Here is a 17,147-nt window from a genome sequence, read left to right on the forward strand (position 1 = left end):
TTAAAGCCCCCAAATAATCTGAATACCCCAAACCACATACACGAAAATCACGAGAATGCACGCAGCCTGGAAAAGAAAACGTTGCATAGCAGATTTGATGTAGTCCGTAGAAACTGTCCAAAGGCCAACCCAGGCATGGGCACCAATCGAAAGCAGAGTGAGTAGCGTGAAGATCTTGAACCACGCCTGATCAAACAGGGCTGACCAAGACTGGTAATCGACATCGGTCGTTACAAAAAAGCCGAGCAAAAACAAAGTATAAAAGGCCAATATGTAAGCGGAAACACGCTGGATGATCCAGTCTTGAATGCCGTTACGGCCAATGTTGGTCACGCTATTCATGCCCATATCCAGACTCCTGCCACAACAATGAGGATGACGGAAACTGCAATTGTGATCTTGGCGGCCGCACGCCCGCTCTCCAGTTCTTCACCTATGCCCATATCCATGAACAGGTGCTTGATACCAGCAACCAGATGGTAAAGCAGAGCAGACAGGATGCCCCAGATAATCAGCTTGGCAAGGAAGCCGTTCAGCAATTCACTGACCTGACTGAAGCCGTCTTCCCCGGATAGGGAAAGCTGAAGCCCGTAAAGCATGAACGCAACACCAACAAAAATGATGATGCCGCTGACGCGGTGCAATATGGACGTAATGGCTGGCAGCGGAAAATGAAACTTGCTGAGATCGAGATTTACTGGTCGTTTGCTATTCACAGCGCTCTCACACTCTCTTTTGATACCGCAAAGCCGGCGGACCGGTAGCGGATAGTTGGTATGTAACGATCGGATGAAGGATACGGGATCAACAACCGATTGGTTCAGGAGGGCGGACACCAAACAGGTAGCTTGCTACGAACAAACCCCCGTGAAGATGAATCCCCGATTCCGGGCTAGGGATTATAAGGAGACGCCCGTATAATTACAAACGCGCAACCCATGCAAAAGCATCCCGGAGGCACCAGCTGAGCAAGCTATAAGACGTATTGACAAACACAATTTTTGTCTGAAAGCCGCGTTATTCGTGATATCCCTGATTTACAACAAGGACAACGCCACCGGGCTCCCCCACTCTTTCATTGACAAAAAAAGCCAACACCCTATATTTTGCCGCCAGTTTTGCGATAATACGCGCCTTCTCATGCAACTATAAAGGCAGCCTATGCTGTTCAAGCTGATAAACAGGAGAGCACTATGACCGACAGGAAAGCCACGCTCTCGGTGGGGGACAAGTCCATTGAGCTACCGGTTTATTCCGGCACCGTTGGCCCTGACGTCATCGACGTACGAGGCCTAGTCCAGCAAGGCATTTTCACTTACGACCCAGGGTTTGTTTCAACAGCAGCCTGCGAGTCGGCCATCACTTACATTGATGGTGACAACGGCGTTCTTCTGCACCGGGGCTACCCCATTGAACAGCTCGCGGAGTACTCGGATTACCTGGAAGTCTGCCACCTGCTGCTGAAAGGCGAATTGCCCACAGCCGCAGAAAACAAGCAGTTCCACGACACGATCAAAAACCACACCATGCTGCATGATCAGATGCGCAATTTCTTCCACGGTTTCCGCCGGGACGCGCATCCAATGGCCATCATGTGCGGTGTTGTCGGCGCGCTTTCTGCGTTTTATCACGACCAGATGGATGTTACTGACGAACATCAGCGTGAAATCACCGCGCATCGTCTGATCGCGAAGATGCCGACGATTGCAGCCTGGTGCTACAAGTACAGCATTGGCCAGCCATTTGTTTACCCGAGGAACGACCTTTCGTATTCCGAAAACTTCCTGCAAATGATGTTTGGTGTCCCCTGCGAGCCCTATAAGCCAAACCCGATCCTGGCGAAAGCCATGGACAAGATTTTCATTCTGCATGCTGACCACGAACAGAACGCATCAACATCTACTGTTCGGCTGGCCGGATCTTCTGGCGCCAACCCTTATGCCTGCATCGCGTCCGGCATTGCAGCACTTTGGGGCCCGGCTCACGGTGGCGCCAACGAGGCCGTCCTGAACATGCTCGCGGAAATCGGCGACGAGTCGAACATTGAAACATTCATTGCCAGGGCCAAGGACAAAGATGATCCTTTCCGGCTTATGGGCTTTGGTCACCGGGTCTACAAGAACTTCGACCCACGCGCCAAGGTAATGGCTGAAACTGCACACGAAGTTCTGAAGGAGCTGGGGCTGGAAGATGATCCGCTCCTGAAAATCGCCCAGCGCCTTGAGCAGATTGCACTGGAAGACGAGTACTTCGTTAAGCGCAAACTTTACCCGAACGTGGATTTCTATTCCGGCCTGATCCTCAAGGCAATCGGAATTCCAACGTCCATGTTTACAGTAATCTTTGCCATGTCACGGACGATCGGCTGGTTCTCTCACTGGAACGAAATGGTCAGCGGCGACTACCGCATTGGCCGTCCTCGCCAGCTGTATACCGGCTCTCCGGCACGGGATTACCCTAAAAAGTAACGCGCTGCCAGTTCCGGAAACCAAAAAGCCGCTGATTAAGCGGCTTTTTTATGCGGGTGACAAATAAAGCTTTTGATCCAGAAACCGTTTAACTCTGTGCTAACTTAAGCTCCATAACTTAAAAGGAGATAGCAATGACGACCGCAACCTTTATCGGCCTTGGCGTTATGGGTTACCCCATGGCCGGCCACCTGGCCAACGCCGGCCTTACCGTCCGCGTATGGAACCGCTCAACACAAAAATCCCTGCAATGGACAAAGGAGTATCCCGGAACTGCGTGCCAAACCATCGCAGAAGCCGTAGACGGCGCAGACTTCGTTTTAACCTGCGTGGGCGCAGACAAGGACCTGATTGCGGTTTATGAAGGTGAGGATGGCATTCTGGCGCACGGGCAATCAGGCGCCATTCTCGTAGATCACACAACCGCATCAGCAGGGGTTGCAGAAAGGCTCGCCGAGTCTTCCCGCAAAGCCGGCATGGGCTTTATTGACGCACCGGTTTCCGGTGGCCAGCAAGGGGCACAGAATGGCCAGCTTACCATCATGTGTGGTGGCTCCGACGCAGACTTCGCCAAAGCCCAGCCATTGCTGCAACACTATGCCAAGGCGCTGAATCTGATGGGCCCCGCTGGCAGCGGTCAGAAAACAAAAATGGTGAATCAGATTGCGATTGCCGGCCTGGTCCAGGGGCTCTCCGAGGCCCTGCACTTTGCCGAACAGGCTAACCTTGATGTCAGAAAAGTTGTGGACGTCATCTCCAAGGGAGCCGCTCAGTCGTGGCAGATGGAAAACCGTTCAGGAACCATGATTGATGGCGAATTTGATCATGGATTTGCCGTGGACTGGATGCGCAAGGACCTGGGCATTTGCCTGGATGAGGCTCGTAAAGTGAACGCCTCATTGCCGGTCACAGCTCTGGTGGATCAGTTCTATGGCGATGTTCAGGAGATGGGCGGGAAGCGCTGGGACACGTCTTCACTGATTCAGAGATTGCGTAAGTTCAGATAAGCCAAAAGAGATTAGGTGAATAAAAAACGGTCAGAGCGCTTACTCTGACCGTTTTTTCCAATCAAGCGCGAAACCGCTGCTATTTCTCGCGGGGCTGCCATTTCCCATTCACATACCACGCGGACCAGCCGGTCGCTTTACCGTCTTTTTCCGACATCACATACTGCTCTTTGGTCTTGCGGCTGTACCGAATGACCGTAGGGTTACCCGCTGGATCCCGCTCCGGGGCCTCCATCAAGTAATCGTGCTTGGGATCGATTTCCTTCCGGTGCGGTTTGATTTCCATAACCAGAGGTGGACGAGTCTCACGATTTTTCGGGAACTTGCTGGCCGCCAAAAACATTCCGGATGCGCCGTCACGCAATACATAAGTGTCATCCACTTTCTGGCATTGCAGTTCTGGCATTGGAACCGGATCCATTTTGGGGGGCGCAGGTTCACCGCTCTTCAAGAGCTTACGGGTGTTCTTGCAGGTATCGCTCATACAGCCAAAATACTTGCCAAAGCGGCCTGTTTTCAGCTGCATTTCAGAGCCGCACTTATCACATTCCAGCGTTGGTCCATCGTAGCCTTTTATGCGGAACGTACCCTCTTCTACCTCATAACCTGGGCAGTCAGGGTTGTTACCGCAAACGTGCAGCTTGTGGGTTTCATCCACCAGGTAGCTGTCCATTGCGGTAGAGCATATAGGACAACGCCGCTTCTTGCGCAACAACAGGGTTTCGCCCTCACCTTCAACGTCGTCATCGGCGCTGACAACTTCGTCACCTGATACCAGGTTGATGGTGGTTTTACAGCGCTCTTTCGGCGGCAGCGAATAACCAGAGCAGCCAAGGAACACACCAGTACTGGCTACCCGAATCTGCATATTCCGACCGCAAGTCGGGCACGGGATACTGGTTTCGGTTGGATCGTTCGGGCGCATACCGCCTTCGCCATCGGCAGCCTCTGCTGACTCCAACTGCTGACGGAAACGGGCGTAGAAATCATTAAGAACCTTCTTCCACTCCACGTCACCCTCGGCAATATGGTCAAGGTCGCCTTCCATCTTTGCCGTAAAATCAAAATCCATCAGGTTGGAAAACGACTCACACAGCCGATCGGTAACAATTTCACCCATTTTTTCAGCATAGAAACGTCGGTTCTGCAGACGCACATAGCCCCGATCCTGGATCGTCGAGATAATCGATGCATAGGTCGATGGGCGGCCAATACCCTGCTTTTCAAGCTCTTTGACCAGGCTTGCTTCCGTGTAACGAGGCGCTGGCTTGGTAAAGTGCTGGCTTGGCTCAAGCTTTTCGAGACTCAGGGACTCCCCAACCTTGATATCCGGCAGCGCAACATCTTCTTCCTTCTTGGCCGACTGAGGCGCAACCTTGAGAAAACCTTCGAACTTGATAATGCGCCCACGGGTGCGCAACTCATAGTCACCATTGGCCACTACGATGGATGTACTGAGGAATTCAGCCTCAGCCATCTGGCAGGCAACGAACTGGCGCCAGATCAACTCATAAAGTTTCTCTGCATCTTTTTCGAGACCGCTAATCGCGGAGGCCTGACGAGTCACCTCGGTGGGACGAATGGCTTCGTGGGCTTCCTGAGCACCTTCCTTACTGCCATAAACCTTGGGCTTCTCTGGCAGATAGCGGTCACCGAACTGATCCTGAATGTAATCACGACAGCCATTGATGGCGTCCTGGCTCAGGTTCGTCGAATCGGTACGCATGTAAGTAATGTACCCGGCCTCATAGAGGCGCTGGGCCAGCATCATGGTTTTCTTGACGCTGAACCCCATCCGGTTACTTGCTGCCTGCTGCAAGGTCGACGTAATAAATGGTGCGCCCGGGCGAGATCTGGTCGGCTTGTCTTCCCGCTTGGATACTTCAAAGCTGCCTGCTTTAAGGCGCTCTACGTGCTCAACACTTTGTTGCTCGTTAACCGGGCGGTATGGCTTGTCGTTGTAGCGGGTAACCTCAAACCGAACGGGTTGAGCGCTGGCTTTGGCACCCAGCCCGGCAAAAAGCTGCCAGTATTCTTCCGGGACAAACACCCGTATGTCGCGCTCTCGCTCTGCAATCAATCGCACCGCAACCGACTGCACCCGGCCGGCGGACAGCCCGCGGGCAAGCTTGGCCCAAAGCAGAGGCGACACCATGTAACCCACAACCCGGTCAAGAAAACGTCGCGCCTGTTGAGCGCTTACCTGGTTACTGTCGAGACTTCCCGGGTTTTCAAACGCCTCCTGGATCGCGCGCTTGGTGATCTCGTTGAACACCACACGGCGGTACTTTTCAGGCTCGCCACCAATGGTCTGCTTAAGGTGCCACGCAATGGCTTCCCCCTCGCGGTCAAGATCCGTTGCGAGATAGATATAGTCAGCATTCTTGGCAAGTCGTTTGAGCTCACTGACAACCTTTTCCTTGCCAGGCAAAATTTCGTAACGGGCGCTCCAGTCATTGTCGGGATCGACTCCCATCCGGGCAACCAACTGCTCACGAGCCTTGCGTTTTTTATGCGCAATCTTGTCTTCGGGGCTGAGTTTGCGAGTGACCGCAGCCTGCCTGGCGCGTTCTTTCGGATCAGACTGGGATCCGCTGCCACTGACGGGAAGATCACGAATGTGCCCGACGCTGGACTTTACTATGAAGTCAGAGCCCAGGTACTTGTTGATGGTCTTCGCTTTCGCTGGTGACTCGACAATAACGAGACTTTTACCCATATCGGAGATCTGTATCCTTGGCGATAAATCGGTCAGTAAAAATGCGGACCGGAAACTCGCTGTAAAATCAATCGGCTGGAAAAACTATAGGAGCCGCCATTATGTATAGGCTCACTGTTTTACAGGGTCAGGAATAGCAAGACAACCCATTCTTTGTTTCAACCATGCTTTTCCAGTTCTCAGGACGCACCTTGAGACTGCACTGAAAGCAGGAAGGCCCGGCGCATGCCGGGCCTTCCATGAAAGCGTTACTGTATCCGTCTAACGGCTTACAGGCGCTCCCAGACCGTTGCAATACCCTGACCCAGGCCGATACACATGGTGGAAACACCAAGCTTACCGCCTTTGTCCTGCATTACGTTCAGCAGTGTTGTAGAGATACGGGCACCGGAACAGCCCAGCGGATGGCCAAGAGCGATCGCGCCGCCGTTCAGGTTAACCTTCTCTTCCATTACACCCAGCAGTTTCAGGTCTTTCAATACTGGCAAAGACTGCCCGGCAAAGGCTTCGTTCAGTTCCCAGAAGTCGATATCTTCAACTTTCAGACCTGCACGCTTGAGCGCCTTTTTGGTTGCCGGCACAGGGCCGTAACCCATGATTGCGGGATCACAGCCGGCTACTGCCATGCTGCGAATCTTCGCAATCGGCTTCAGACCCAGCGCTTCTGCGCGCTCTGCAGACATCAGCACCATCGCTGCGGCACCATCAGTCAACTGAGAGGAGGTACCCGCCGTTACAGTTCCGTTCTTCGGATCGAAAGCCGGCTTGAGCTGGCCCAGTGATTCCGCAGTGGTCTGTGGGCGAATCGTCTCATCGTGCTCGATCAGCACTTTGAAGCCATTCTCATCGTGACCTTCAATAGGTACGATTTCGTTCTTGAAGCGGCCTTCCAGCGTCGCTTCGTGAGCCAGGCGATGTGAACGCGCACCGAACTCATCCTGCTGCTGACGGGTAATACCGTGCATCTTGGCCAGCATTTCTGCGGTCAGGCCCATCATATTGGAGGCCTTGGCAGAATACTTGGAAGCCGCAGGGTTATGGTCAAAGCCTTCAGTCATGGGGACGTGCCCCATGTGCTCTACACCACCAACCATGAACACATCACCGTTACCGGTCATGATGGCCTGCGCCGCTGTATGGATTGCGCTCATCGCGGAACCACACAAACGGTTTACTGTCTGGGCTGCAGACTCATGGGGAATACGGGTCAGCAGGGAAATCTGCCGGGCCACGTTAAACCCCTGCTCTTTGGTCTGGTTTACACAACCCCAGATCACATCTTCAACTTCTTTCGGGTCGAGCTTCGGATTGCGCTCAAACAATGCATCAATCAGCGTTGCCGACAGGGTCTCCGCACGCACGTTGCGGAAACAGCCATTTTTGGCACGACCCATCGGAGTCCGCACGCAATCGATGACGACAACGTCTCTCGGATTAAGGCTCATAGATCTTTCTCCGTTCGGAAATCTCGTTCAGGGTTAGCCAAAGAACTTTTCGCCAGTTCTGGCCATTTCACGCAGTTTCTCGGTCGGGTGGTACAGAGGACCGAGATCTGCGAACTTGTCTGCCAGTTCTACGAACATATCTGCGCCCATATCATCGATATAACGCAGGGCACCGCCGCGGAACGGCGGGAAGCCGATACCGAAGATCAGACCCATATCAGCATCAGCCGGGCCTGCAACAATGCCATCTTCCAGGCAGCGAACGGTTTCGAGGCACAGAGGGAGCATCATGCGAGCAATGATATCCTCATCACTGAAATCGTTCTTACCCTGAACAACCGGTTCAATCAGCTTGTAGGTTTCTTCATCGACAACCTTCTTCTGCTTGCCCTTGCGGTCCAGCTCATATTTGTAGAAGCCTTTTTCGTTCTTCTGACCGTAACGATCGTTCTCGAACATTACTTCAACGGCGGACTTGTAGTCTGCCTTCATGCGCTCAGGGAAGCCTTCAGCCATTACATCGTTGGCGTGTTTGGCAGTGTCCATGCCGACAACGTCAAGCAAGTATGCAGGCCCCATTGGCCAGCCAAACTTTTCCATCACCTTGTCGACTTTCTGGAAGTCGGCACCGTCACGAATCAAACCGGAAAAGCCGCCGAAATAAGGGAACAGGACGCGGTTGACCAGGAAGCCCGGGCAATCGTTTACAACAATCGGGGTCTTGCCTATCGCCTTTGCGTAAGCAACGGTTGTTGCAATGGCGCGATCGCTTGTCTTCTTGCCACGGATAACTTCAACCAACGGCATCATGGGCACCGGGTTGAAGAAGTGCATGCCACAGAAGTTTTCAGGCCGCTTAAGGTTCTTGGCCAGAAGGTCGATTGAAATAGTTGATGTGTTAGACGTCAGAATGGCGTCATCACGGGTCATCTCTTCAACTTCACACAGAACAGCGTCTTTTACCTTGGGATTCTCAACAACAGCTTCAACAACCAGATCTACGTTCTTGAAATCACCGTAGTTCAGGGTTGGCGTAATGCTGTTAAGAACATCAGCCATCTGCCCGGCATTCATGCGCCCTTTATCAACACGCTTGGTCAGCTGCTTCTTGGCTTCTTTGAGGCCCAGCGCAATGCCGTCCTGGTTGATGTCCTTCATGATGATTGGCGTGCCTTTCAGTGCTGACTGATAAGCAATACCACCACCCATGATTCCGGCGCCCAGTACAGCGGCCAGTTTCACGTCAGACGCTTCTTTTTCCCACGCCTTGGCTTTTTTCTTCAGCTCCTGATCGTTCAGGAACAAACCCACAAGGCAAGCAGCCACATTCGTCTTCGCCATTTTGGCAAAGCCTTTGGCTTCCACTTCAATCGCCTTGTCGCGGGTCAAGCCAGCGTGCTTCTGCATTACCTTGATCGCTTCCACCGGCGCAGGGTAGTTCTTACCCGCTTTGCCACCGACAAATGCTTTGGAAATCTCGAACGCCATCATGCTTTCCATGGCATTCAATTTGATCTTGCCCTTTTTCTCTTCACGACGCGCTTCGTAATCAAGCTTGCCTTCATTGCACTGGTTGATGATGGCCACTGCGGCCTCGACCAGTTTTGCAGGCTCAACGATCGCGTCGACTGCGCCAGTTTTCAGCGCTGCGTCAGCACGATTTTCTGCGCCACCACAGATCCACTCAACAGCGTTGTCCACACCCACCAGACGGGACAAGCGAACGGTTCCGCCGAAGCCCGGAAAAATACCCAGCTTCACTTCCGGCAGGCCGACCTTCGCCTTGGGAGCCATAACCCGGTAGTCCGTAGCCAGGCACATTTCAAAACCGCCACCCAGCGCGATGCCGTTAATGGCCGTAACTGTCGGGAACGGTAGGTCCTCTACGGCACTGAAAATGGCGTTGGCTCTGAGGTTGTTGGCTACCAGATCTTCTTCCGAACCGGCGAACAGGTCGGTGAACTCATTAATATCAGCACCAACAATGAAACTGTCTTTGGAGCTGGTTATCACCAGGCCCTTGAGTTTCTTCTGTGCTTTAAGTGCATCAGTCGCGGCGTGGAGCTCTTCAATAGTAAGACGGTTGAACTTGTTTACCGACTCGCCTTGCAAGTCGAAGTCCAACTGAGCGATCCCGCCTTCGATCTCTTTAACCGTGATGGCTTTACCTTCGTAAATCATCAACTGATCTCCAGTCTGTGTTTGGAACTGCTTCCAGCTCTGGCCTGAGCCCAGTCGCGAGCTGCCAGAGCTGTTCATGCAGCGAGATTTCGGTCACTGCCCGATTAATCGACTCAAAAATTCATACAGTCGTTTGAATCGTTAGGGCACACGATGAGAAAAAACAACACGTTTGTCAATTTGTTTCTTTCTTGCCACACACCACATGACCAACATTTCGATGTCTTTTTAGTGCATAGCTCTTATTTTTCATACAGCTATGCGTAGTACAGAGAAAAAACTTTAACTTAATCACGCAAATTTCAAAAATGTTTACATTTCTCCAAGCCAACACTCGCAAAACCGCTTGATTGGCCGGAGAAGTTACTTTACCTTCGATCTACGACTTTGGTACACAATAATAAACGCTTTACGGAGACTCATCCGATGAAAACCACCCGCCTGCGGACGCCCTCCCTGGTCTCTGCACTGCTACTACTCATGCTCACGTCGATGAGTGCCCGGGCGCAGGACGCTGACGATTTCCTGTCTCAGCTTCACAGCTTTCGCGTCAGCAATTATATTTCCCTGGATGCCTACTATCGATTCATTGGAAGCGGCACCACCAATACCCTGAACCAGATCATAGCAGGTATCAATTCAGCCAACGACGCCATGAATCTGCTCACAAAGAGCACAAGTGGCGTGTTGACAACCGAACAGATTGAAGCGCTCAACAAGGAGTTCGACAAGTTCAAAGCCTTGATGCGTGACAACATCAATGATGTGCGCAATACCGGCTACCCGGATTTGCGGCAGGTTTCCGATATGGCCAACCAGGCGCTGACCATGAACGATTCGGCAACGGAGCTTTACCAGATTGCCCAGGAAAATTCCCAGACGAAAACCAGCCCGCGACTGGAAGCAGCACGAATGGGCGCCGTGAAGATTGCCCAGATGATGGCGAAATACTCGGTCCGCACCAATTCATCCGTTGCCCAGACGTTTCAGGGCTCATCTACTGAGGCGCCTCTTGACGAGCAGGCAAGGGAGTTTGAGCAGCTAATGGCAATTGTTGTTAAAGGCAAAAGTGACGATGCGCTGGATGTCATTTTGAACGACGTCGCTGCCAAATGGCAGTTCATCCGCGGCTCTTACATCAATTACAACGAAAACAATGTTGGTTTTGTAATCGACAGGTACTCCAAACGGATCCTTGAGAGCCTGACCACGGTTATCGGGTTGCTTCAGCAAAAGGCCTGAGAACCCAAGTACCCCTTTCCCCGGGCTGGCTCGCGTACTATGCTGTAATAAAGCCTGAACACAAAGGAGTTAGGGATGTCTGCATACAAAAAAATGCTTGTTGCCATAGATCTTACTGAAGAAGCACCACAGGTTCTGGATAAGGCCAGAGCAATGAGTGATGCGCATGGTGCAAATCTGGTTCTGATACACGTTGTAGAGCCTGTGGGCTACGCCTACGGTGGCGATATCCCCATGGACCTGACAGAACTGCAGGATCAGCTCGATAAAGCTGCCCGTGAGCAGCTTACCGCCTACGGTGATCAGTATGGTGTCGATAAGGCCAACCAGATTGTTACCGTAGGCCGGCCAGAGTCTGAAATTCACCGCCTGGTCAAAGAACAGGAGGCAGATCTGGTGATTGTGGGGAGCCACGGCAGAAAAGGGTTCCAGCTGCTTCTGGGCTCAACAGCCAACGGTGTTCTACATGGGACCGAATGCGACGTTCTGGCCATCAGGATTCGCTGATACCTTCTGTAAATACAGATTCCGGATAAAAACAGCCCGGGGCATAGTCTGCACCGGGTTTGTTTTTATCTGCAGGAAGTTCAGCTCAGCGCCTGCTCCTCAAGCTCCATCCAACGCGCTATTACTTTCTCTAGGCGCGCTTCCGTTTGCTCGAGCTCGTCCAATGTCGATGCGACCTCTTCGGACGTTCCGGAATAAAAATCCGCTGCCGAGATACGATCCTGGATGCTGGCGACTTCCTGCTCCAGCGTTTCTATCTGCCCCGGCAACTGCTCAAGCTCAAGCTTTAGTTTGTAGCTCAGTTTGACCGGTTTAGGCTGGCTCGCTGATCCGCTCGGCGCATCCTTTGCAGGCGAGCCATTCTTTTTCCCACCACCGCTCTGTTTACCAGACTTCGCCGCCTTATCATGCCTGTCGGGACGTGCGCCGCTTGCCTCGGACGGAAAGCAACCACCCTGTCGACGCCAATCGCTATAGCCACCCACGTATTCAAGCACGCTTCCTGAACCATCCAGAAAAACGGTTTCCGTTACAACATTATCCAGAAACTCACGGTCGTGACTGATAACAATTACAGTGCCGGCAAACTCAGCAAGCTGCTCTTCAAGCAGTTCGAGTGTTTCAACATCCAGATCGTTGGTTGGCTCATCGAGCACCAGAATATTCGCGGGTTTGCTGAACAGCTTGGCCAGCAAAAGCCGCGCCCGCTCACCGCCCGAAAAAACCCTCACTGGAGACCGCGCCCGCTCTGGCGTAAACAAAAACTCCTGCAAGTACCCAAGCACATGCTTACTCTGGCCGTTAATATCAATAAACTCACGCCCTTCAGACAGGTTATCAAGGGCATTCCGGCTCAGGTCCAGCTCACCACGAAGCTGATCGAAATAGGCCACTTTGAGGTTGGTCCCCAGGCGAATCACCCCCTCTGTGGGCTGAAGATCTCCCAGGAGCAGTCGCACCAAAGTTGTTTTGCCCGTCCCGTTTTCTCCCACAAGGCCGATCTTGTCGCCCCTGAACACGGTCAGGTTCATATCCCGGATAATCGGTGTCCCCTCGGGATAAGCAAAACCGGCATCAACGGTCTCAACCACGAGCTTGCCTGAGCGCGCCGCATCCTCCACCGCAAAGGTTGCCGTTCCACCACGAACACGGCGTTGCCGGTGCTCTTCCCGCATTGCTTTAAGCGCCCTCACCCGGCCCATATTGCGAGTGCGACGCGCCTTTATGCCCTGGCGAATCCAGGTTTCTTCCTGTTTCAGGCGCTTGTCAAAAAGCGCGTTCTCCCGCTCCTCTTCCTCAAGCGCCTTTTCCTTGAGCTCCAGATATCGGTCGTAAGAGGCGGCAAAACTGACCAGTTTACCGCGATCCAGCTCCACCACCCGGGTAGCCATACGCCTTATAAATGCACGGTCGTGGCTCACGAAAAGCATCGCCCCACGGAAGGCTGCAAGCGCCTCCTCAAGCCATGCAATCGCGGGTACGTCAAGATGGTTGGTCGGCTCATCCAGCAACAGAATATCAGGTTCTCCTACGAGAGCTCTGGCCAGCAACACCCGGCGCTGCCAACCTCCAGAGAGTGTGTTGAGTCGCTGATCCGGATCTATACCGTACTGCGCGAGAATCGCTGTAACCTTCTGATCAAGTCGCCACCCATCGAGCGCTTCGATGCGCTCCTGAACTTTCATCATGCGGTCAAGACTGGCTTCATCGACCTGCTGCGTCAGAGCATGAAATTCTGTCAACAGCATGCCGGTTTCTGGAAACGCGCCGGCTACGACCTCATACGCCGTTCTTGAATCGTCCGATGGAAGATTCTGTGGCAGTACGGCCAACACCGCCCCATCCTCAAGGCGTACCTTGCCTCCATCCGGCACAACCTCCCCACTGACAATCTTTAGCAGGGTTGATTTGCCCTCTCCGTTGCGTCCCAGCAAACATACCCGCTCACCGGCATCAATTATAAGAGATGCCTGGTCCAGCAGCGGGTGCATCCCAAAGGCCAGGGAAATCGAGTCCAGCGTTAACAGTGGCACGTTGCGTTCTACTCCAATTCAATAACAGTGACGGAATCATCCACGTGGATAACTCCCGGTGATTCGTGAATTGCGTTCTGGCCGAAAATCACACCATCGGCCGTTCTGCGATAGCCTGAGAGCGTTCTCAGGGGTTGCAGGCCCGGGTCTTTTACCCCGATATCGGGGTCAACGGTCGTCAGAACACAACGGGAACTGGGCTTTACAATATCAAACTGCTGCCCTCCCACCTCAAGCTTGCGCCAGCGGTCTTCCTCCCAAGGCGCAGAACCCTCGACAACGATATTGGGCCGAAATCTGCGCATATCCACCTGCACTTCAAGGCGCCCATTCAGCTCTTCCAGTGACGCCAGATTGGTGATCAGGAAAGGGAATCCATCGGCAAAACCTACACGGCGGTATTCGGTTACGCGCCCCGCATCTACACGCCTGAACGACGAATCCGGCATGTAGAAAAAATACAACTCTGCATCACAGAAGCGACTCAGCGCCTGGCTGGCAAGCAACTCCCCTTCCTGAGCCTTCACCCAGTCGCGCCAGACCAGAACTCGCGCTTCCTTATCCGTTGCCTTTAGCGTGAAAGCGCCCTCGCCAGGAATATGGATGCGGACGCCATTCTCCACAAAAGATGCCGCAACCTTCGCCAGTTCGGGAAAGGTTCTCTGGGTAACAAAGTTTCGATCTGAATCAACTATCATCCAGCGCCGGTCACCCTTGGGGCCGAAGTCGTCCATTTCAAACGATGGAACCTGAATACCAGAAAGAGACTTGACCGGGTAAATATGGAGGGAATGGACTTTCACAAGGCGCATCTCCGGAGCAGAGTGTTAATGTTGGCGAGACGGCCCAGTATACCAAAAACAAAAAGCCCGACCTCTTACGAGGCCGGGCTTCCGGAATCTGGAGCGGGAAACGAGATTCGAACTCGCGACCCCGACCTTGGCAAGGTCGTGCTCTACCAACTGAGCTATTCCCGCAATGTTGATCAGCTTGCGCCGACAACGGAACAGTATTCTACGCATCCCGCCCTTTTCGTCAACCTCCTTTCCAAATTTTTATTGGCCAAAGCGGCTGGCCGCACCCAGATATGCCTTTTCTTCCTCGGTCGATGAACGCCCGAGAGCCTGGTTTCTATGGGGAAACCGACCAAAACGCTCAATGATCTTCTGGTGGTCCTGTGCGGATCGCAAAAAACTTTTCATAAAGTCATGGAGCATCCCTGAGGTAGACGCGGCCAACTGCTCATAACACTCAACCGAGAGTGCCTGATCTCCAACGCGCTCGGAGTGCTCCAGAGGCATATATATAAACGCTCTCTGGACCGGTGGAAGCGCCATATCATGACCCTTGCGCATGGCCTCTTTGCAAAGTTTGTTAGCCAACTTGTCCTGCTCAAAGGCGAGCGCGCCACCCCGGAATATATTTCTGGAGAACTGGTCAAGCAGTATGATTTCAGCAAGCCTGCCGCCGGCCGCTTTGCGCCAGTGATCAAGCCCCTGCTCTGAAGCAAACAGAACCATGGAAAGAAACCGACGTCGAACTTCCTGATCAAACCTCTTGCTTGAACGAAACCACCGGTTGCGATGGAAGCTGTCAGGCAATCCATGTTCATCGAGATCTCCAAACCAGAAATCCAGAATCTCTTTCCAATCGAACATTACATAACACCCTGTTATCTTGATTGAAGGGACTGGCAGAGAATACCGACCCGTAACAAGATTTTCGACAGGCACCTCACTTACGATTATCCGGGAGCATTAATGAACAGCCGCCGCATTATCCTTTTAGCACATGGCAGCAGTGACAAACGCTGGTGCGACACCTTCGAGGCCCTTGCAGGGCCAACTTTGAACGCTGTCAGCAATTCCAGAATCGCTTATATGGAACTGGCCGATCCATCGTTGGACACAGTGGTTCATGAAGGGGTCGCCGCAGGTGCGCGTGAATTTACCGTCGTGCCTCTGTTTCTGGCAGCCGGGCGCCACCTGCGAAAAGATGTGCCGGCGATGATAGAGGCGCTGGAACAATCTACCGGAGCCAGTATTCAGCTTTCACCCCCTATCGGAGAAAATCCTTTGCTCGGGCAAGCAATCAAGGATGTTGTTGCTCTCCAGCTTGGCCAAAGCGCCGGACAATAAGGAATACAACCATGAACAAGCGCGTACTGATTACAGGTGGCACGGGATTTATTGGCCATGTGCTGTGCAGCGAAATGCTGACACGGGGTTATGAACTTGCAGTGCTAAGCCGGCAATCCGCGGATACGGTGCGCTCACTGTGCGGTCAGGTTGATGCTATCTCTGATCTTGAAAGCCTGAGATCTCACTCGGGTTACGATGCCGTGATCAACCTCGCCGGCGAAGGCATCGCAGACAAACGTTGGACCGATCAGCGAAAGCAGGCTCTGCGGGATAGCCGCATAAGCCTTACCAACAACCTTACAGAGATCATTGCCAGCTGGGCCAAGCGGCCAGAGGTGTTGGTTTCAGGGTCTGCGGTTGGTTTCTACGGCGATCAAGGTAGCACTCTGGTTACCGAAGAAACGACACCCCATGATGAATTCAGCCATCGGCTGTGCAGGGACTGGGAAAACGCTGCTATCAAGCTACGGTCGCATTCTGTGCGCGTATGCCTATCCAGAACAGGCGTCGTGGCTGGCCCCGGAGGCGGCTTTCTGCAGCGCATGATGCTGCCTTTCAAGCTCGGGCTGGGTGGGCGCCTCGGTGATGGCCATCAATACATGCCCTGGATCCATCGCGATGACGTTGTGGCTGCGCTTATCTGGATGGTCGAGACCCCTGAAGCCTCGGGCGCATACAACGTGGTGAGCCCAAATCCGGTGACAAACCGGGAATTCACACGCTGCCTGGCAAGTGTGCTCAAACGGCCAGCAATATTTCCGGCGCCTGCACCGATTCTTAAAGTAGCGCTCGGAGAAATGTCACGCCTTTTACTGACTGGCCAGCGGGCAGTACCCGCAAGGCTGACCGATTCCGGATTCAGATTCAGCTACCCTGCGCTCGATATGGCACTCGAAGACGCTACAGGTTAAAACGCTCTTATTTTCAATAAAAGCGTTGACAGGTGAGGGAGGCTTTCTTAATATACGCGCCACCTCGACGAGGCACAGTTTTTGAAGCGTTGCGTCCCCTTCGTCTAGTGGCCTAGGACTCCGCCCTTTCACGGCGGCAACAGGGGTTCGAACCCCCTAGGGGACGCCATTTCTGCTTCACAGGATTGCAATCCTGGAAGCAAAAATCTTTTAAGCTGTTAAAAGCTTCAAACAGCTTTTCAGGCTGCCTCTCTATCAGTATTCAGCTCTTTCTTTTGTTGCTCTCCGCCATGCGCCTTTTGATCGCGCATAACAAATATTCCTATGCCAACAAAAAACACGACCACCAGCAGAACTGTTGCAATTCCAGCGAATACCACTGCGTCCATATACATAATTCTTCTCCTGCCTAATACCAAACTTGATTAAGCTCAGGTTACGGCACCCCTGAATACCGATATTGATCTGTGTCAATGGACGACATCACTCTTTA

At 53.0% G+C, this 17,147-nt stretch carries 15 protein-coding genes and 2 tRNA genes; 7 read left to right on the forward strand and 10 right to left on the reverse strand.

The window, feature by feature from the left end; translation table 11 throughout:
• On the reverse strand, positions 1 to 348 hold the full coding sequence (gene sdhD / locus ACN0V1_RS07860) for a succinate dehydrogenase, hydrophobic membrane anchor protein (RefSeq protein WP_417544468.1): 348 nt from the start codon (positions 346 to 348) through the stop codon (positions 1 to 3).
• Positions 339 to 716: a succinate dehydrogenase, cytochrome b556 subunit gene (gene sdhC, locus ACN0V1_RS07865; protein WP_417544469.1), complete on the reverse strand. Its 378-nt coding sequence runs from the start codon at positions 714 to 716 to the stop codon at positions 339 to 341. Before sdhC ends, sdhD begins: the two co-directional genes overlap by 10 nt.
• Before the next feature lie 477 nt (positions 717 to 1,193).
• Here sdhC and gltA point away from each other — a divergent pair, with 477 nt between their 5' ends.
• Positions 1,194 to 2,468 carry a citrate synthase gene (gene gltA / locus ACN0V1_RS07870; protein WP_417544470.1) on the forward strand — a complete coding sequence of 425 codons (1,275 nt, stop codon included), beginning with the start codon at positions 1,194 to 1,196 and terminating at the stop codon, positions 2,466 to 2,468.
• Between the two features lie 134 nt (positions 2,469 to 2,602).
• Positions 2,603 to 3,475 carry an NAD(P)-dependent oxidoreductase gene (locus tag ACN0V1_RS07875; RefSeq protein ID WP_417544471.1) on the forward strand — a complete coding sequence of 291 codons (873 nt, stop codon included), beginning with the start codon at positions 2,603 to 2,605 and terminating at the stop codon, positions 3,473 to 3,475.
• A gap of 79 nt (positions 3,476 to 3,554) precedes the next feature.
• Here the strand turns inward: ACN0V1_RS07875 and topA are convergent, their stop codons facing one another.
• From topA to fadB, 3 genes are all read right to left on the reverse strand, one after another.
• Positions 3,555 to 6,194, reverse strand: a complete 2,640-nt coding sequence (gene topA / locus ACN0V1_RS07880) for a type I DNA topoisomerase (protein ID WP_417544472.1) — start codon at positions 6,192 to 6,194, stop codon at positions 3,555 to 3,557.
• A 269-nt stretch (positions 6,195 to 6,463) separates the two neighbouring features.
• Positions 6,464 to 7,639 carry an acetyl-CoA C-acyltransferase FadA gene (gene fadA / locus ACN0V1_RS07885; protein ID WP_417544473.1) on the reverse strand — a complete coding sequence of 392 codons (1,176 nt, stop codon included), beginning with the start codon at positions 7,637 to 7,639 and terminating at the stop codon, positions 6,464 to 6,466.
• A 33-nt stretch (positions 7,640 to 7,672) separates the two neighbouring features.
• Complete coding sequence (gene fadB, locus ACN0V1_RS07890) at positions 7,673 to 9,820, reverse strand: fatty acid oxidation complex subunit alpha FadB (protein ID WP_417544474.1); 2,148 nt, start codon at positions 9,818 to 9,820, stop codon at positions 7,673 to 7,675.
• A 426-nt stretch (positions 9,821 to 10,246) separates the two neighbouring features.
• On the opposite strand from fadB, the gene ACN0V1_RS07895 reads away from it, so the two are divergent.
• Positions 10,247 to 11,062, forward strand: coding sequence for a hypothetical protein (locus ACN0V1_RS07895; RefSeq protein ID WP_417544475.1), 816 nt, complete (start codon positions 10,247 to 10,249; stop codon positions 11,060 to 11,062).
• 75 nt (positions 11,063 to 11,137) lie between these two features.
• Positions 11,138 to 11,569: a universal stress protein gene (locus ACN0V1_RS07900; protein WP_417544476.1), complete on the forward strand. Its 432-nt coding sequence runs from the start codon at positions 11,138 to 11,140 to the stop codon at positions 11,567 to 11,569.
• An 80-nt stretch (positions 11,570 to 11,649) separates the two neighbouring features.
• Here ACN0V1_RS07900 and ACN0V1_RS07905 read toward each other — a convergent pair whose 3' ends face one another.
• The 4 genes from ACN0V1_RS07905 to ACN0V1_RS07920 all read right to left on the reverse strand — a co-directional run bounded on the left by ACN0V1_RS07905 (position 11,650) and on the right by ACN0V1_RS07920 (position 15,260).
• Positions 11,650 to 13,602, reverse strand: coding sequence for an ATP-binding cassette domain-containing protein (locus ACN0V1_RS07905; RefSeq protein WP_417544477.1), 1,953 nt, complete (start codon positions 13,600 to 13,602; stop codon positions 11,650 to 11,652).
• An 8-nt stretch (positions 13,603 to 13,610) separates the two neighbouring features.
• Positions 13,611 to 14,414 (reverse strand): MOSC domain-containing protein, encoded by an 804-nt coding sequence (locus ACN0V1_RS07910; protein WP_417544478.1) that lies wholly within the window; start codon positions 14,412 to 14,414, stop codon positions 13,611 to 13,613.
• Between the two features lie 89 nt (positions 14,415 to 14,503).
• Positions 14,504 to 14,579: transfer RNA gene (locus tag ACN0V1_RS07915), tRNA-Gly, on the reverse strand.
• A gap of 78 nt (positions 14,580 to 14,657) precedes the next feature.
• Positions 14,658 to 15,260 carry a DUF924 family protein gene (locus tag ACN0V1_RS07920; protein WP_417544479.1) on the reverse strand — a complete coding sequence of 201 codons (603 nt, stop codon included), beginning with the start codon at positions 15,258 to 15,260 and terminating at the stop codon, positions 14,658 to 14,660.
• Between the two features lie 102 nt (positions 15,261 to 15,362).
• Between ACN0V1_RS07920 and ACN0V1_RS07925 the strand changes: the two genes are divergently transcribed.
• From ACN0V1_RS07925 to ACN0V1_RS07935, 3 genes are all read left to right on the forward strand, one after another.
• A complete protein-coding gene (locus tag ACN0V1_RS07925; RefSeq protein ID WP_417544480.1) occupies positions 15,363 to 15,740 on the forward strand; it encodes a sirohydrochlorin chelatase in 378 nt (125 codons plus the stop codon).
• A gap of 11 nt (positions 15,741 to 15,751) precedes the next feature.
• Positions 15,752 to 16,654, forward strand: a complete 903-nt coding sequence (locus ACN0V1_RS07930) for a TIGR01777 family oxidoreductase (RefSeq protein WP_417544481.1) — start codon at positions 15,752 to 15,754, stop codon at positions 16,652 to 16,654.
• A 93-nt stretch (positions 16,655 to 16,747) separates the two neighbouring features.
• Positions 16,748 to 16,823 (forward strand) — tRNA-Glu (locus ACN0V1_RS07935).
• A 70-nt stretch (positions 16,824 to 16,893) separates the two neighbouring features.
• Here ACN0V1_RS07935 and ccoM read toward each other — a convergent pair.
• Positions 16,894 to 17,049, reverse strand: a complete 156-nt coding sequence (gene ccoM, locus ACN0V1_RS07940) for a cytochrome c oxidase subunit CcoM (RefSeq protein ID WP_417544482.1) — start codon at positions 17,047 to 17,049, stop codon at positions 16,894 to 16,896.
• Between the last annotated feature and the right edge of the window lie 98 nt (positions 17,050 to 17,147).

The sequence above is a fragment of the Marinobacter sp. genome (assembly GCF_048266785.1).
GTDB lineage: Bacteria > Pseudomonadota > Gammaproteobacteria > Pseudomonadales > Oleiphilaceae > Marinobacter.

Excerpts from the sequence above, each read along its gene's own strand:
- sdhD (WP_417544468.1), bottom strand. The coding sequence starts at position 348 with ATGGGCATGAATAGCGTGACCAACATTGGCCGTAACGGCATTCAAGAC.
- gltA (WP_417544470.1), top strand. The coding sequence starts at position 1,194 with ATGACCGACAGGAAAGCCACGCTCTCGGTGGGGGACAAGTCCATTGAG.
- ACN0V1_RS07875 (WP_417544471.1), top strand. The coding sequence starts at position 2,603 with ATGACGACCGCAACCTTTATCGGCCTTGGCGTTATGGGTTACCCCATG.
- topA (WP_417544472.1), bottom strand. The coding sequence starts at position 6,194 with ATGGGTAAAAGTCTCGTTATTGTCGAGTCACCAGCGAAAGCGAAGACC.
- fadA (WP_417544473.1), bottom strand. The coding sequence starts at position 7,639 with ATGAGCCTTAATCCGAGAGACGTTGTCGTCATCGATTGCGTGCGGACT.
- fadB (WP_417544474.1), bottom strand. The coding sequence starts at position 9,820 with ATGATTTACGAAGGTAAAGCCATCACGGTTAAAGAGATCGAAGGCGGG.
- ACN0V1_RS07895 (WP_417544475.1), top strand. The coding sequence starts at position 10,247 with ATGAAAACCACCCGCCTGCGGACGCCCTCCCTGGTCTCTGCACTGCTA.
- ACN0V1_RS07900 (WP_417544476.1), top strand. The coding sequence starts at position 11,138 with ATGTCTGCATACAAAAAAATGCTTGTTGCCATAGATCTTACTGAAGAA.
- ACN0V1_RS07910 (WP_417544478.1), bottom strand. The coding sequence starts at position 14,414 with ATGCGCCTTGTGAAAGTCCATTCCCTCCATATTTACCCGGTCAAGTCT.
- ACN0V1_RS07920 (WP_417544479.1), bottom strand. The coding sequence starts at position 15,260 with ATGTTCGATTGGAAAGAGATTCTGGATTTCTGGTTTGGAGATCTCGAT.
- ACN0V1_RS07925 (WP_417544480.1), top strand. The coding sequence starts at position 15,363 with ATGAACAGCCGCCGCATTATCCTTTTAGCACATGGCAGCAGTGACAAA.
- ACN0V1_RS07930 (WP_417544481.1), top strand. The coding sequence starts at position 15,752 with ATGAACAAGCGCGTACTGATTACAGGTGGCACGGGATTTATTGGCCAT.
- ccoM (WP_417544482.1), bottom strand. The coding sequence starts at position 17,049 with ATGTATATGGACGCAGTGGTATTCGCTGGAATTGCAACAGTTCTGCTG.